The following is a 14,147-nucleotide window of genomic DNA, read 5'->3' on the forward strand; positions in this document are numbered from 1 at the left end:
CTGGCGCGAATCCGTCCGTCGCTGCCAGAAGCGTCGCGAAGCCTGGGCATCGGCGGGCCGGGCTTGCTCTTTCGCATCTACCTGCCGCTGTTGCTGCCCCGTTCGCTGAGCGCGGCCTTTCTGGGGTTCGTCGACGTACTCAAGGAAATGCCGGCCACGCTGCTGATGCGTCCCTTCGGCTGGGACACCTTGTCGGTGCGGGTCTTCGAGATGACCAGCGAGGGCGAATGGGCACGCGCCGCACTGCCGGCGCTGACGCTGGTGCTGGTCGGTCTGTTGCCGGTGATCGGCCTCATCCGTCGCTCCGCGCGGCAAGTAGGATAGGGGCGGCAGCAAGCTTCAAGCCTCAAGCGGCAAGTAAAAGCGGCAGGTGATTGATAGCGCCAGTTCGACCTCGCACTGATTCGCTTGCAGCTTGCAGAGTGACCCCCTTCCAGTGAGCGGCTACAATGCGCGCCATTCGATGCGACCCACTCTCCCGGTGGGCTCTGCGGACGTGCCAGTGACCTGCCGAAGCAGGCTCAGCCGAGCCGCGGCGATGCCCGCATCTTCGCCACGCCCGGAAGGAGAAACCCATGGGACAGCGCACCCCTCTCTACGACCAGCACCTGGCGTTCGGTGCCAAGATGGTCGACTTCGGCGGCTGGGACATGCCGCTGCACTACGGTTCGCAGGTCGAGGAGCATCATCAGGTGCGCCGCGATTGCGGGGTCTTCGATGTCTCCCACATGACCGTGGTGGATGTGTCGGGCACCCAGGCCACCGCCTATCTTCAACATCTCCTGGCCAACGACGTGGCACGCCTGCAAACACCGGGCAAGGCCCTGTACAGCGGCATGCTCAACGAGCGTGGCGGTGTCGTCGACGACCTGATCGTCTATCTCGCCGAGAATGGGTACCGCGTGGTGGTCAACGCCGCCACCCGCGACAAGGACCTGGCCTGGATGATGCGTCAGGCCGAGGGCTTCGCCGTCGAACTGAACGAGCGCGCCGACCTCGCCATGCTCGCCATCCAGGGGCCCAAGGCACGTGCCCGCACGGCCGAACTGGTGACCTCCGCCCGCGCCTCGCTGATCAACGAACTCAAGCCGTTCCAGGGCCTGCCGGAAGGCGACTGGTTCATTGCCCGCACCGGTTATACCGGTGAAGACGGCCTGGAAATCATGCTGCCGGCCGCTGAAGTGACGGCGTTCTTCGGCGAACTGGTCGGTGCCGGCATCGCCCCGATCGGCCTCGGCGCACGCGACACGTTGCGCCTCGAAGCCGGAATGAACCTCTACGGCCAGGACATGGACGAAGACGTCTCACCGCTGGCCGCCAACATGGCCTGGACCATCGCCTGGGAGCCGGCCGGGCGTGACTTCGTCGGCCGTCAGGCGCTGGAATTGCAGCGCAGCACCGGCGACCAGCCGCGTCTGGTCGGGCTGGTGCTGGAAGAGCGTGGCGTACTGCGCGCTCACCAAGTGGTACGGGTCGAAGGAGTCGGCGAAGGCGAGATCACCAGCGGCAGCTTCTCGCCGACCCTGGGCAAGTCCATCGCCCTGGCCCGCGTCCCGGCCGCCACCGGCGACCGTGCCGAGGTGGAAATCCGCGGCAAGTGGTACCCGGTACGGGTGGTCCAGCCGAATTTCGTGCGTCACGGCAAGGCGCTCATCTGAAAGACGTTCCGACAGTCGCGCGATGTGGTTTGCCTACGGCCCGCCGCGCGCCTGCTAAATTTTCCTGGCAGTGACCTGCCGCCTTTTCTCGAGGATCAAGCAATGAGTGACATTCCCGCCGATCTGCGTTACGCCGCCAGCCACGAATGGGCCCGCCTGGAAATGGACGGTACCGTGACCGTGGGTATCTCCGACCACGCGCAGGAAGCCCTGGGCGACGTGGTGTTCGTCGAACTGCCGGAAGTCGGCCAGCAACTGACCGCCGGTCAGGAAGCCGGGGTGGTGGAGTCGGTCAAGGCTGCATCCGATATCTATGCGCCGATCGGCGGCGAGGTGATCGCGGTCAACGAGGCGCTGACCGAGAGCCCGGAGAACGTCAACAGCGATCCGTACGGCAGCTGGTTCTTCAAACTGAAGCCGAGCGACGAAGCCGAGCTGGACAAGCTGCTCGACGCCGACGGCTACAAGGCCGCCAGCGAAGCCGACGCCTGATCCCAGCCTGCCCATGGAGCCTCGCATCGGCGGGGCTTCGTGCTTTCCGAAGAGCCCCTGCCATGTCCCAGACGCCCAGTCTCGCCCAACTCCAGCAACCTGACGCATTCCTCAGCCGCCACCTCGGCCCGGACGAGGCCGAGCAGCAGGCCATGCTCGAAAGCCTCGGTCTCGCCAGCCGCGCCCAACTGATCGACCAGACGGTCCCGCCGGCGATCCGCCTGGACCGAGCGCTCGACCTGCCGGCGGCGCTGGACGAGCAGGGCGCCTTGGCGAAGCTCAAGGGACATGCGCAGCAGAATCAGTTGTGGACCAGCCTGATCGGCATGGGCTACCACGGCACCGTCACGCCCACGGTAATCCTGCGCAATGTGCTGGAGAACCCGGGCTGGTACACCGCCTACACCCCCTACCAGCCGGAGATCGCCCAGGGCCGGCTGGAGGCGTTGCTGAACTTCCAGCAACTGACCATCGACCTGACAGGCCTCGACCTGGCCAGCGCCTCGCTGCTCGACGAAGCCACCGCCGCCGCCGAGGCCATGGCCCTGGCCAAGCGCGTGGCGAAGAGCAAGAGCAACCTGTTCTTCGTCGACGAGAACTGCCATCCGCAGACCATCTCCGTGGTGCAGACGCGTGCCGAAGCGTTCGGCTTCGACGTGGTCGTCGCCAGCGTGGATGAGCTGGTCAGGCAGCAAGTCTTCGGCGCGCTGCTGCAATACCCGGACACTCACGGCGAGATTCGCGACCTGCGCCCGCTGATCGATCACCTGCACAGCCAGCAGGCGCTGGCCTGCGTGGCCGCCGACCTGCTCAGCCTGCTGCTGCTCACCCCGCCCGGCGAACTGGGCGCCGACGTGGTGTTCGGCTCGGCCCAACGCTTTGGCGTGCCCATGGGCTACGGCGGTCCGCATGCCGCCTATTTCGCCACCCGCGACGAATTCAAGCGCGCCATGCCCGGCCGCATCATCGGCGTGTCCAAGGATGCCCGCGGCAACATCGCCCTGCGCATGGCCCTGCAAACCCGCGAGCAGCACATCCGCCGCGAGAAGGCCAACTCCAACATCTGTACGGCCCAGGTCCTGCTGGCCAACATCGCCAGCTTCTATGCGGTCTACCACGGTCCGCAGGGGCTCAAGCGCATCGCCCAGCGCGTACATCGTCTGACTGCGATACTCGCCGCCGGCCTGGAGCAGAAAGGCATCCAGCGGATCAACAGGCACTTTTTCGACACCCTGACCCTGGAGGTTGGCGGCAGCCAGACGGCGATCATCGAGAGTGCCCAGGCGGCGCGCATCAACCTGCGCATCCTCGGACGCGGCAAGCTCGGTGTCAGCCTGGACGAAACCTGCACCGCCGAAACGGTCGAGCGACTGTTCGATATCTTCCTCGGCGCCGACCACGGCCTTGACGTCGCCGCACTGGATGCTGGCGACGTCGCCAGCGGCATTCCGGCCGAACTGGAGCGCAGCAGCGCCTACCTGACCCATCCGGTGTTCAATGTGCATCACAGCGAAACCGAGATGCTGCGCTACCTCAAGCAGCTGGAGAACAAGGACCTGGCGCTGAACCAGGCGATGATCCCGCTCGGCTCCTGCACCATGAAACTCAACGCCACCAGCGAGATGATCCCGATCACTTGGCCGGAATTCGCCAACCTGCACCCTTTCGCACCGGTGGAGCAGGCCCAGGGCTACAAGGCGATGATTGACGAGCTGGAGGCCTGGCTGCGCGCTATCACTGGCTTCGATGCCATCTGCATGCAGCCCAACTCGGGTGCCCAGGGCGAATACGCCGGCCTGCTGGCGATCCGTAAGTACCATGAGAGCCGCGGCGAAGGGCACCGCAACATCTGCCTGATTCCATCGTCGGCCCACGGTACCAATCCGGCCTCGGCGCAGATGGCCAGCATGCGCGTGGTCATCGTCGAGTGCGACCAGGACGGCAACGTCGATCTCGAAGACCTCAAGCGCAAGGCGGCGGAAGCCGGCGAGCAGCTTTCCTGCCTGATGATCACCTATCCCTCGACACATGGTGTCTACGAGGAAGGCATCCGGGAAATCTGCGAGGTCATCCATGCCCAGGGCGGCCAGGTCTACATGGACGGCGCCAACCTCAACGCCCAGGTCGGCCTGGCGCGTCCGGCCGATATCGGTGCCGACGTCTCGCATATGAACCTGCACAAGACCTTCTGCATTCCCCATGGCGGTGGCGGCCCGGGCATGGGGCCGATCGGCGTGCGCGCGCACCTGGCGCCGTTCGTCGCCAACCACCCGGTGGTCCCGCTGGAAGGCCCGAACCCGGAGAACGGCGCGGTCAGCGCGGCGCCGTGGGGCAGCGCGAGCATCCTGCCGATCAGCTGGATGTACATCGCCATGATGGGCCCGCAGCTCAAGGACGCCACCGAAGTGGCCATTCTCAACGCCAACTACCTGGCGCACAAACTGGACGGCGCCTTCCCGGTGCTCTACAGCGGCCGCAACGGCCGGGTGGCACATGAGTGCATCCTCGACCTGCGTCCGCTCAAGGCGGAAACCGGGATCACCGAGGAAGACGTGGCCAAGCGCCTGATGGACTATGGCTTCCACGCGCCGACCATGTCGTTCCCGGTCCCCGGCACGCTGATGATCGAGCCCACCGAGAGCGAGTCGAAGCACGAGCTGGACCGCTTCATCGAAGCCATGCTCAGCATCCGCGCCGAGATCGGCAAGGTGCAGAACGGCGACTGGCCGGCCGAGGACAATCCGCTCAAGCGCGCGCCTCATACCCTGGCAGACGTCATCGGCGTCTGGGAACGGCCGTACAGCATCGAGGAAGCAGTGACCCCGACCGCCCACACCCGCGCCCACAAGTACTGGCCGACGGTGAACCGCGTGGACAACGTCTACGGCGACCGCAACCTGTTCTGCGCCTGCGTGCCGATGGATGCCTATCGCGAGTGAGTCCGGCTCGAAAACGAAAAGGCCGCCCCATCCGGGCGGCCTTTTTCGTTATGACGGGCAGTCTATTCCGCTGCCAGGATCGCCGTAGCCAGCTCCATATCGTCGGCTTTCACGCCGGGGTGCTGGTCGCGGATGCGTTGCAGGGCGGCCTCCAGGTAGGGGCCGCGAATCTCGCCGCCGCTGGCGACGAAGCTGCTGGCGTCATCCTTGGCGGCCACGATCAACTTGTCGTCCTTGAAGGTCAGGTAGGTCGAGGCGGTGGTGGCGCCCGACGAGAGTACGTCGCGCCAGAAATCGCCATCGGCGAAGGCGCTGGCGGCAGGCAGGGACAAGGTTAACGCGAGGCAGGCAAGGGAACGGCGCATGACAGGGACTCCTCTGGGCTTGAGCCTGTAGTTAAGAGTCCTGCGCTTCGTTTGGAGTTCCCTTCCCAACGGCCATCCCCGGCGGTGCGGGGATGGCTATGGCACCGTTCAGGCTGCGGCTTCGACCTTGAGCAGCACGCCTTCCTGGCCGATCACCCGTACGGCCGTGCCGGCCGGCAGGTCCGGGCCGACCACCAGCCAGACGGTATCGCCGGCCTTGATCTTGCCTCGGCCGTCGACGATGGCTTCGTGCAGGCTGAAGGTCCGGCCGTACAGCTCTTGGCCGCGCTGGTTCAGGCCGGGCTGGTCGGAGGGCTTGGCCGCACTGCGCTGGCGCCGCCACCAGAGCACGGCGGTGAGCACCGAGAGGATGGCGAACAGGATGAATTGCAGGGTCCAGTGCAGGTCGGAAAAGACGAAGGTGAGTACGCCGACGCTGGCGGCGGCAACGCCGATCCACAGCAGGTAGCCCCCCGCGCCGAAGACTTCGAGGATCAGCAGCAGGGTGCCGAAGGCGAGCCAGTCCCAGAAGGACAGGTGTTGCAAATAATCCCACATGGTCAGCTCTTCTTGCCGTCGAACGTCGCCTTGACGATCTCGCCGATGCCGCCGACCGCGCCGATCACTTGGCTGGCTTCCAGCGGCATCAGGACGATCTTGCTGTTGTCCGACGCGGCGAGCTGGCCGAGGGCGTCGATGTACTTCTGTGCGACGAAGTAGTTCACCGCCTGCACGTTACCAGCGGCGATCGCCTCGGACACCATGCGGGTCGCCTCCGCTTCGGCGGCAGCCGCCCGTTCGCGGGCCTCGGCTTCGAGGAAGGCGGCCTGGCGTTCGCCTTCGGCCTTGAGGATCTGCGCCTGCTTTTCGCCTTCGGCGGTAAGGATTTCGGCTTGGCGCTTGCCTTCGGCCTCGAGAATCTGCGCGCGCTTGAGGCGCTCGGCCTTCATCTGGCTGGCCATGGCCTCGACCAGATCGGACGGTGGCGTGATGTCCTTGATTTCGATGCGCGTGATCTTGATGCCCCAGGGGGCGGTGGCTTCGTCGACGGTCTTGAGCAGGCGTTCGTTGATGGCGTCGCGCTGGCTGAGCATGGCGTCCAGCTCCATGGAGCCGAGCACGGTGCGGATATTGGTCATCACCAGGTTGCGGATGGCCAGCTCCAGGTTGTTCACCTCATAGGCCGCCTGGGCCGCATTGATCACCTGGAAGAAGCACACCGCGTCGATCTGCACGATGGCGTTGTCGGCGCTGATGACTTCCTGCGGCGGGATGTCCAGCACGCTTTCCATCACGTTGAGCTTGCGGCCGATGCGGTCCATCACCGGAACGATGATGTTCAGGCCCGGCTTGAGAGTGTTGGTGTAGCGGCCGAAGCGTTCGACCGTCCATTGGTAGCCTTGCGGCACCACCTTGAAGCCCATGAAGACCACGGCGATGGCGAGGCCGACGAAGAGAAGAATGACTGTTCCGATTTCCATCGGAGACGGCTCCTGCGGTTGGAGAAAACACGCTGAGTTTAGGCGGAGCGCTAGTATCTTGCCGGTAGGGGTTCCCGAAACGGGAAATTAGCCATGGGGGCGTACTCTGAAGAGGGCCGCCCCAGAGCGTGTCGAGGGGCCGGTCGTTACTTCTGCTCGCTCTGCGGTGTCACGCGCAGCACTTCTTCGAGGGTGGTCAGGCCGGCGGCGATCTTCTGGGCGCCGGACAGGCGCAGGCTGCGCATGCCGTCCTTGAACGCCTGGCGGCGCAAGGCGACCAGGTCGGTGTCGGCGGTGATCAGCGGCTTGATGGCATCGTTGAGCAGCATGATCTCGTAGACCCCGGCGCGCCCACGGTAGCCGGTGTCTCGGCATTCCAGGCAGCCCACGGCGCGGTGGGCGCCGGTCGGCAGCGGGGCGCTCCAGGGTTTGGTCAGGCTCTGCCAGTCCTCTTCGCTCAGCTCCGTTGGCGCCTTGCAATGCGGGCACAGTGTGCGCACCAGACGCTGGGCCATGACGCCCAGCACGGTGGCCTTGATCAGGTAGTGCGGCACGCCGAGTTCGAGCAAGCGCGTCACCGCGCTGGGCGCATCGTTGGTGTGCAGGGTGGAGAGCACCAGGTGGCCGGTCAGCGCCGCCTGGATCGCCATCTCGGCGGTTTCCAGGTCGCGGATCTCGCCGACCATGATGATGTCCGGGTCCTGGCGCATCAGGGCGCGCACGCCGCTGGCGAAGGTCAGGTCGATGTTGTGCTGGACCTGCATCTGGTTGAACGCCGGCTCGATCATCTCGATCGGGTCTTCGATGGTGCAGACGTTCACCTCGGAGGTGGCGAGCTGCTTGAGTGTGGTGTACAGCGTGGTGGTCTTGCCCGAACCGGTGGGGCCGGTGACCAGGATGATGCCGTTGGGCTGGTTGGTCATGCCTTGCCAGCGGCGCAGGTCGTCCAGTGAGAAGCCGAGGGCATCGAAGCTTTTCAACAGCACTTCGGGGTCGAAGATCCGCATCACCATCTTCTCGCCGAAGGCCGTGGGCAGGGTAGCCAGGCGCAATTCCACCTCGCCGCCGTCCGGGGTCTTGGTCTTCACCCGGCCGTCCTGGGGCTTGCGCTTCTCGGCCACGTTCATCCGGCCGAGGCTTTTCAGGCGGCTGACCACCGCCATGGTGACCTGCGGCGGGAACTGGTAGACGTTGTGCAGCACACCGTCGATGCGGAAGCGCACCGTACCCTGTTCGCGGCGCGGCTCGATGTGGATATCGCTGGCGCGCTGCTGGAAGGCGTACTGGAACAGCCAGTCGACAATGTTGACGATGTGCGCGTCGTTGGCGTCCGGCTCCTGGTCGCTGGAGCCGAGGTTGACCAATTGCTCGAAGTTGCCGACGCCGCTGACCTTCTGGTCGGCGGCGCTGGCGCCGCTGACGGAGCGGGCCAGGCGGTAGAACTCCTGGGTGAAGCGCTGGATGTCCGCCGGGTTGGCCACCACCCGCTTGATCGGCCGTTTCAGCACGTGGGTCAGGTTGCTTTCCCAGCTGTGCACGAAGGGTTGCGCGCTGGCGATGGTCACCAGGTCCGGCGTTACTTCCACGGCGAGAATCTTGTGCCGCTGGGCGAAGGCGTGGGACATCAGCGGCGTCACTGCGGCGACGTCCACTTTCAGCGGGTCGATGCGCAGGTAGGGCTGGCCGGAGAGGTCGGCGAGCCAGCGGGTCAGGGTGTCGAGGTCGAGCTTCTTGCCCGGCCGGGTGAGGTCGTCGATCTGCTGGGCGGCGAGAAATTCCAGCGGGTGCTGCTGGTTGTTCACCGCGCTGCGACGGATCGCCAGGCACTGCTCGGCGGTGTTCTGGTCCACCCGGCCCTGGTTGACCAGCTCGCGGAGCACGTCGTTGAGATCCAGCCAACGGTCCTGGGCGGATGAAGCGAACGCTGTCATGGGGTTCCTCGGTTGCTCTCGGCTCACTTGGAAGCTTAGGCCAATCGGCCCTCACATCCGTGTTGCGCGTAGCATGCCCGAATACGCGTCGCGGGGCGAAGCGCCAAGCGTGATCGAGTCCCCAGCCTGGAACGATGGGTTACGCCTGGGCTTCGGCCTTGGGCACCAAAGCGGCTGCTTCTTGGAGTTCGACCGCGAAAACGCTGACCAGGCTGCGCATTTTCTGCGCGATCACTTCCGCACGTCGGGCGCAGAGCGATGGATGGCGGATGGTCAGGGCGAACCGGTCGTCGTCTTCGCGATGCGCGCTGACATCCGACGGCGTCAGTTGTTGTTGCGCGAAGAAACCAAGCAGGCGGCAGAGCACATCCGGCTCGGCATCCGCCTGGATATGGAAGTGCGCGTCGATCAGCCGGGTGACGGCGCCGTTCCAGGCGTCCGCCCGGTGGTCCTGGAGCACGGACGGTACGAGGTGGAGAGGGCTGGCGCTGGCGTGGGCGGGCATGCGGATGCTCCTGTCGTTTCGGTGTGGACAGTTTTCCAGTTCCAGTGCGGTTTTTTCTGCCTTATTGATCCCCTGTGGCAAGCGACTGGGATAGTCTTGCCTCGTTTTATTCATTTCGAGGAAAAGTTATGTCCGTCGCCTTGGACAATTTCGACCGCCGCATCCTCGCACTGCTGCAGGAGGACGCCAGCCTGTCCACCGCGGAGATCGCCGAGCGGGTGGGTTTGTCCCAGTCGCCGTGCTGGCGGCGCATTCAGCGGCTGAAGGAGGAAGGGGTGGTCCGTGGCCAAGTCACCCTGCTGGATCGTCGCAAGGTCGGCCTGAACGCGCAAATCTTCGCCCAGGTGAAGCTCAACGCCCACGGCCGCTCCAACCTCACCGAGTTCGCCGAGGCCATGCGCGGCTTTCCCGAGGTGCTGGAATGTCACGTGCTGATGGGGACGGTGGATTTCATGCTGCGCATCGTGACCCGCGACATCGAGGCCTACGAGCGTTTCTTCTTCGAGAAGCTCTCGCAGGTGCCTGGCATCCAGGAGGTGAACTCCATCGTCGCGCTGTCGGAGATCAAGTCGACCACCGCGTTGCCGGTGTGAAACTCAGTCCTTGCGTGGCGGAGGCGGAGTGAGGCCCATGGAGACGTAGATGGCGCTCAGGTCGTCGACACCCATGTGGGCCGGGCGTACCCAGTCCACCGGGACGTAGATCAGCCCGCCGCCGACCGGGATCGGTGCGGTCGGAACCAGGATGGCGTAGTGCGGCCGGCCTTCCAGTTCGACGGGCTCCGGGCTTGGCAGCAGCGCCAGCACGGCCGCGCCGTCCCCACCGAAAATGCACCAGACCGGGCTCATGGCACCGATGTCCGGGTTTTTCTCGCGGTCCAGCAGGCCCACGAAGCGATCAGCCAGGTTGTAGAGGTTGCCGATCAGCGGGGTGCGCCGCAGGGTGACGTCGATCAGCCAGGCCAGCGGCCGGCGCAGCCCCAACTGCACGGCGAGGCCGAGGGGATACAGGCTTCCCAGAAGGACCAGACTGCCCAGCAGGTAGGCCAGGTACGGGTTGCTGGCGAACGGCTGGCCGAGGGTGGCGAACAGTTGGCCGACCAGGGTGGAGGGGCCCACCAGGCGGTTCAGCAGGCTCACCACCCAGGCCAGCAGTGCCAGGGTCAGGGCCAGGGGCAGCAGCGCCAGGAGGCCGGTGAGCCAGGTGGCGAAAACGGATCGTAGGCTTTGTCTGAGCATGGTCCCGGCGCGCTTCCTTTATTTCTGCAAGGCCTTCCAGGCAGGCAAGGAGATCAGCGTCTGTGCCTGGGCCGTGCGCAGCTCGCGCTGCTCGTCGTCCAGGGGCTGGATGGCGAGGGCCGCCAGTTTGTTCAGTTCCCCGTACAGGCGATCGACTTCCGGCAGCTCCAGCACGCCACGGGCCAGGCGCAGCCAGACCAGCATGCGCTCGATACGCGGCAACTGCTCGGCGAGGTCCTCCGGCTGGCGCTGGTAGCGGGTCAGCGGCAGGGCCTGGGCCTCTTCGGCGAGCATGCGCGGCAGCCAACGGCCCAGGGGGGCGGAACCCTGGCGCTGGCCACGCTCGTTGCGGGCGGACACCCAGGCATGGCCGAGCAGCCAGCGCGAGGCGTTCAGCGAGAACAGGCCCCAGCGGGTGCCGGCCAGCTCCTCGGCGAACTGCCCGACGGCGGCCTGCCGGCTCTCTTCGCTGTGCTGCCCGTCCTGCAGGCGCGGGCGCCAGTCCATGAGCAGCGCATCCAGGCTTTCGCGCAATTCGCGGCTGCTGGCCCGGGGCACGGCCTGGCCGAGGCTGCCGAGCAGCGCACGCAGCTCGGCCAACTGGCCCAGCCACAGGCCGAGCAGACGCCAGTGGCCGTTGAAGCGGTATTGTTCGGCGAGGCGCTGGCTGCTGCCGAGCAGGTGCCAGGCCAGCGCGGCGAAGGCCTCGTCCAGCGGCATCAGGGCATCCAGTTCGGGCGCGGGCAGGCTGAGGGCGTAGCTGTTTTCATCGAACAGCCGGTAGCCGCGCTCGGCCTTGCTGATGTCGCAGGGCATCAACGGCAGGTCGGTGGCCAGCTCCGCGGCGAGTTCCAGCAGCGCTTGCGGTTCGCCTTGGCGCAGTTCCAGCTCCAGCTCGCAGATTTCTTCTTCCCGCTCGCCGGCGATGACCTTGCCCAGGTCCAGCGCGGCTTCGATCACCACCTTGGCCTTACCGCGCCCCCAGGCGATTTCCGCCCGTTCGCGAACAAAGTCGGTGGTGAAGATCGGCTTCAGGCTTTTCTTGTCCAGCTCCGCCAGGCTGGCCGGCCAGCAGTCGTCGGTGAGTTTCTTCGGGTCGAGCTTGGGCTTATCCAGGTACCAGTCCCATTCGTTGCGTTCGGATAGCCCGGCGACGCTCTGGCCGCGGCTCTTCAGGGTCTGGATGTACTGCTCGCCGTCGCGGCGCAGGCGCAGCGCCACCTTGGCCTGAGCCAAGTCTCGCTCGGCGCTGTCGTAATACTGGTTGAAGAGTTCCCGGCGCTCCCAGCCGCTCTTGTTGCGTTTCTTCAGCAGTGGGTGTTCGCGCAGTGCGGCGAGGGTCTCGCGGCTGGCGCGCAGCTTGATTTCGGTTTCTTTGACCATGGTGCGGAATCCAAGCGCCTATCATGAAAAGTTGCAGCCCGATGACGCATGCTGGCAGGTCCACGGGGCGATCCGTATACTTGCCGCCTCTTAAAAACGGGGTTCACCCTATGCCAACCAATCCCTTCGTCAGTCTGTTCGGCCGGTCGCCCATCGGTCCGATGCAACAGCACATCGCCAAGGCCCACGAGTGCGCGGCGAATCTGATGCCCTTCTTCCAGGCGGTGGTGGCGGAAGACTGGGACAGAGTGGAACAGGTGCAGCAGGAGATGGTGCGTCTGGAGAAGGAAGCTGACAAGCTCAAGAAGAGCGTGCGCCTGCACCTGCCCAAGAGCCTGTTCCTGCCGGTTCCGCGTTCGGATCTGCTGGAGCTGCTGAGTGTACAGGACAAAGTCGCCAACCGCGCCAAGGACATCGCCGGCCTGATGCTCGGCCGCTGCATGACCGTGCCGGAAGCCCTGCAGCCGCTGATGCTGACCTATGTCCAGCGTACTGTGGACGCCAGCGCCCAGGCGCTGAAGGCGATGAACGAGCTGGACGAATTGCTGGAAACCGGTTTCGGCGGCCGCGAGGCGGTGCTGGTGGAAAACCTGATCGAAGAGCTGGACGCCATCGAGCAGGACACCGACCGCCTGCAGATCGAAGTGCGCCGCGGCCTGTTCAAACTGGAAAAGGATCTCCCCCCGGTCGATGTGATGTTCCTCTACCAGATCATCGACTGGATCGGCGATGTCGCCGACCGTGCCCAGCGTGTGGGCAACCGACTGGAACAACTGCTGGCGCGATAAGCGCCAGCATCCTTTCTGGGATTCGACGAGAAAATTCTTATGTCTCTGATCACGGACTACGGTTTCGTACTCCTGCTGCTTGCCTGCCTGTTCGGTTTCTTCATGGCCTGGGGCGTGGGTGCCAACGATGTCGCCAACGCCATGGGCACTTCGGTGGGCTCGCGTGCGCTGACCATCAAGCAGGCGATCGTCGTCGCCATGGTCTTCGAGTTCTGCGGTGCCTACCTGGCGGGTGGCCAGGTCACCGAGACCATCAAGAGCGGCATCGTCGATGCGTCGCTGATTTCGCCGGAGCTGATGGTGCTGGGCATGATGTCGGCGCTGCTGGCGGCGGGGACCTGGCTGCTGATCGCGTCCATGAAGGGCTGGCCGGTGTCCACGACCCACTCCATCGTCGGCGCGGTGATCGGTTTCGCGGCCGTCGGCATTTCCATGGATGCGGTGAAGTGGAGTGGCGTCGGCCCCATCGTCGCCAGCTGGGTGGTTTCTCCGGTGCTCTCCGGCGTGGTCGCCTTTGGTCTGTTCATGAGTGTGCAGAAGCTGATCATCGACACCGACAGCCCGTTCAAGAATGCCAAGCGCTTCGTGCCGCTGTACATGTTCCTCACCGGTTTCATGGTGGCGGTGATGACCCTGTCCAAGGGGCTCAAGCACATCGGCCTGAACCTCAGCAGCAACCAGAGCCTGCTGTTGGCCGTGGGCGTCGGCACCCTGGTCATGCTGCTGGGCATCGCCATCCTCAGCCGTATCCACGTCGATGAGGAAGCGGACAAGGCGTTCCATTTCTCCAGCGTGGAGAAGGTCTTCGCGGTGCTGATGATCTTCACTGCCTGCTCCATGGCTTTCGCCCATGGCTCCAACGACGTGGCCAACGCGGTTGGCCCGCTGGCCGCCATCGTCGGCGTGATCCAGTCCGGCGGCGAGGCGGTGGGTGCCAAGGCCGCGCTGCCGAGCTGGGTGCTGCTGCTCGGCGCCGTGGGGATCGTCATCGGCCTGGCCACCTACGGCTACAAGGTGATCGCCACCATTGGCAAGGAAATCACCGAGCTGACCCCGAGCCGTGGCTTCGCCGCCGAGCTGGCCACCGCCACCACCGTGGTGGGGGCCTCGGCCATCGGCCTGCCGGTATCCACCACCCACACCCTGGTCGGTGCCGTGCTGGGCGTCGGTATCGCGCGGGGTATCGGTGCGTTGAACCTGGGCGTGATCGGCTCGATCTTCATGTCCTGGATCATCACCCTGCCGGTGGGTGCGGCCCTGTCGATCCTGTTCTTCCTGGTTCTCAAAGGCATCTTCGCCTGACCTCGAAGGCGGGCACGTACCCTGCGTGTCCGCCAGACTGCTGCATTCCGACGGGCGGGGCCGGT

13 protein-coding genes and 1 pseudogene are annotated in these 14,147 nt (G+C 65.4%); 7 read left to right on the forward strand and 7 right to left on the reverse strand.

Translation table 11 applies throughout. The features are described from left to right. From BZL41_RS17320 to gcvP, 4 genes and pseudogenes are all read left to right on the forward strand, one after another. Positions 1-324, forward strand: a pseudogene (locus BZL41_RS17320) (iron ABC transporter permease); the annotation flags it as partial. Positions 325-575: 251 nt separating this feature from the next. After that, a complete protein-coding gene (gene gcvT / locus BZL41_RS17325; protein ID WP_095600465.1) occupies positions 576-1,658 on the forward strand; it encodes a glycine cleavage system aminomethyltransferase GcvT in 1,083 nt (360 codons plus the stop codon). Positions 1,659-1,760: 102 nt separating this feature from the next. Next, a complete protein-coding gene (gene gcvH, locus BZL41_RS17330; RefSeq protein WP_084333101.1) occupies positions 1,761-2,150 on the forward strand; it encodes a glycine cleavage system protein GcvH in 390 nt (129 codons plus the stop codon). Positions 2,151-2,212: 62 nt separating this feature from the next. Beyond that, a complete protein-coding gene (gene gcvP, locus BZL41_RS17335) occupies positions 2,213-5,089 on the forward strand; it encodes an aminomethyl-transferring glycine dehydrogenase (RefSeq protein ID WP_095600466.1) in 2,877 nt (958 codons plus the stop codon). Between the two features lie 62 nt (positions 5,090-5,151). Here gcvP and BZL41_RS17340 read toward each other — a convergent pair whose 3' ends face one another. The 5 genes from BZL41_RS17340 to BZL41_RS17360 all read right to left on the reverse strand — a co-directional run bounded on the left by BZL41_RS17340 (position 5,152) and on the right by BZL41_RS17360 (position 9,371). Continuing rightward, positions 5,152-5,454 carry a DUF2388 domain-containing protein gene (locus BZL41_RS17340; RefSeq protein WP_095600467.1) on the reverse strand — a complete coding sequence of 101 codons (303 nt, stop codon included), beginning with the start codon at positions 5,452-5,454 and terminating at the stop codon, positions 5,152-5,154. Between the two features lie 108 nt (positions 5,455-5,562). Then, positions 5,563-6,012: an NfeD family protein gene (locus BZL41_RS17345; protein ID WP_095600468.1), complete on the reverse strand. Its 450-nt coding sequence runs from the start codon at positions 6,010-6,012 to the stop codon at positions 5,563-5,565. A 2-nt stretch (positions 6,013-6,014) separates the two neighbouring features. Further along, on the reverse strand, positions 6,015-6,935 hold the full coding sequence (locus tag BZL41_RS17350; RefSeq protein WP_084333093.1) for an SPFH domain-containing protein: 921 nt from the start codon (positions 6,933-6,935) through the stop codon (positions 6,015-6,017). Positions 6,936-7,081: 146 nt separating this feature from the next. Beyond that, on the reverse strand, positions 7,082-8,866 hold the full coding sequence (locus BZL41_RS17355; protein ID WP_095600469.1) for a GspE/PulE family protein: 1,785 nt from the start codon (positions 8,864-8,866) through the stop codon (positions 7,082-7,084). A 139-nt stretch (positions 8,867-9,005) separates the two neighbouring features. Next, entirely contained in the window at positions 9,006-9,371 is a 366-nt protein-coding gene (locus tag BZL41_RS17360; RefSeq protein WP_095600470.1) for a hypothetical protein, read from the reverse strand. Positions 9,372-9,499: 128 nt separating this feature from the next. On the opposite strand from BZL41_RS17360, the gene BZL41_RS17365 reads away from it, so the two are divergent. Beyond that, positions 9,500-9,964, forward strand: a complete 465-nt coding sequence (locus BZL41_RS17365; protein WP_095600471.1) for an Lrp/AsnC family transcriptional regulator — start codon at positions 9,500-9,502, stop codon at positions 9,962-9,964. 3 nt (positions 9,965-9,967) lie between these two features. Here BZL41_RS17365 and BZL41_RS17370 read toward each other — a convergent pair whose 3' ends face one another. Both BZL41_RS17370 and BZL41_RS17375 read right to left on the reverse strand, forming a co-directional pair. Beyond that, positions 9,968-10,609 (reverse strand): DUF502 domain-containing protein, encoded by a 642-nt coding sequence (locus BZL41_RS17370; RefSeq protein WP_095600472.1) that lies wholly within the window; start codon positions 10,607-10,609, stop codon positions 9,968-9,970. Between the two features lie 18 nt (positions 10,610-10,627). Next, on the reverse strand, positions 10,628-11,992 hold the full coding sequence (locus BZL41_RS17375; protein ID WP_095600473.1) for an inorganic triphosphatase: 1,365 nt from the start codon (positions 11,990-11,992) through the stop codon (positions 10,628-10,630). A gap of 110 nt (positions 11,993-12,102) precedes the next feature. Here BZL41_RS17375 and BZL41_RS17380 point away from each other — a divergent pair, with 110 nt between their 5' ends. Both BZL41_RS17380 and BZL41_RS17385 read left to right on the forward strand, forming a co-directional pair. Further along, entirely contained in the window at positions 12,103-12,780 is a 678-nt protein-coding gene (locus tag BZL41_RS17380; protein WP_084333084.1) for a TIGR00153 family protein, read from the forward strand. A 39-nt stretch (positions 12,781-12,819) separates the two neighbouring features. Next, positions 12,820-14,082 (forward strand): inorganic phosphate transporter, encoded by a 1,263-nt coding sequence (locus BZL41_RS17385; RefSeq protein ID WP_095600474.1) that lies wholly within the window; start codon positions 12,820-12,822, stop codon positions 14,080-14,082. Positions 14,083-14,147: the final 65 nt, after the last annotated feature.

Source organism: Pseudomonas sp. PIC25, assembly GCF_002286785.1.
In the GTDB taxonomy this organism is placed as follows: Bacteria; Pseudomonadota; Gammaproteobacteria; order Pseudomonadales; family Pseudomonadaceae; genus Pseudomonas_M.

Coding starts and splice junctions, on each gene's coding strand:
- gcvT (WP_095600465.1), top strand. CDS start 576: ATGGGACAGCGCACCCCTCTCTACGACCAGCACCTGGCGTTCGGTGCC.
- gcvH (WP_084333101.1), top strand. CDS start 1,761: ATGAGTGACATTCCCGCCGATCTGCGTTACGCCGCCAGCCACGAATGG.
- gcvP (WP_095600466.1), top strand. CDS start 2,213: ATGTCCCAGACGCCCAGTCTCGCCCAACTCCAGCAACCTGACGCATTC.
- BZL41_RS17340 (WP_095600467.1), bottom strand. CDS start 5,454: ATGCGCCGTTCCCTTGCCTGCCTCGCGTTAACCTTGTCCCTGCCTGCC.
- BZL41_RS17345 (WP_095600468.1), bottom strand. CDS start 6,012: ATGTGGGATTATTTGCAACACCTGTCCTTCTGGGACTGGCTCGCCTTC.
- BZL41_RS17350 (WP_084333093.1), bottom strand. CDS start 6,935: ATGGAAATCGGAACAGTCATTCTTCTCTTCGTCGGCCTCGCCATCGCC.
- BZL41_RS17355 (WP_095600469.1), bottom strand. CDS start 8,866: ATGACAGCGTTCGCTTCATCCGCCCAGGACCGTTGGCTGGATCTCAAC.
- BZL41_RS17360 (WP_095600470.1), bottom strand. CDS start 9,371: ATGCCCGCCCACGCCAGCGCCAGCCCTCTCCACCTCGTACCGTCCGTG.
- BZL41_RS17365 (WP_095600471.1), top strand. CDS start 9,500: ATGTCCGTCGCCTTGGACAATTTCGACCGCCGCATCCTCGCACTGCTG.
- BZL41_RS17370 (WP_095600472.1), bottom strand. CDS start 10,609: ATGCTCAGACAAAGCCTACGATCCGTTTTCGCCACCTGGCTCACCGGC.
- BZL41_RS17375 (WP_095600473.1), bottom strand. CDS start 11,992: ATGGTCAAAGAAACCGAAATCAAGCTGCGCGCCAGCCGCGAGACCCTC.
- BZL41_RS17380 (WP_084333084.1), top strand. CDS start 12,103: ATGCCAACCAATCCCTTCGTCAGTCTGTTCGGCCGGTCGCCCATCGGT.
- BZL41_RS17385 (WP_095600474.1), top strand. CDS start 12,820: ATGTCTCTGATCACGGACTACGGTTTCGTACTCCTGCTGCTTGCCTGC.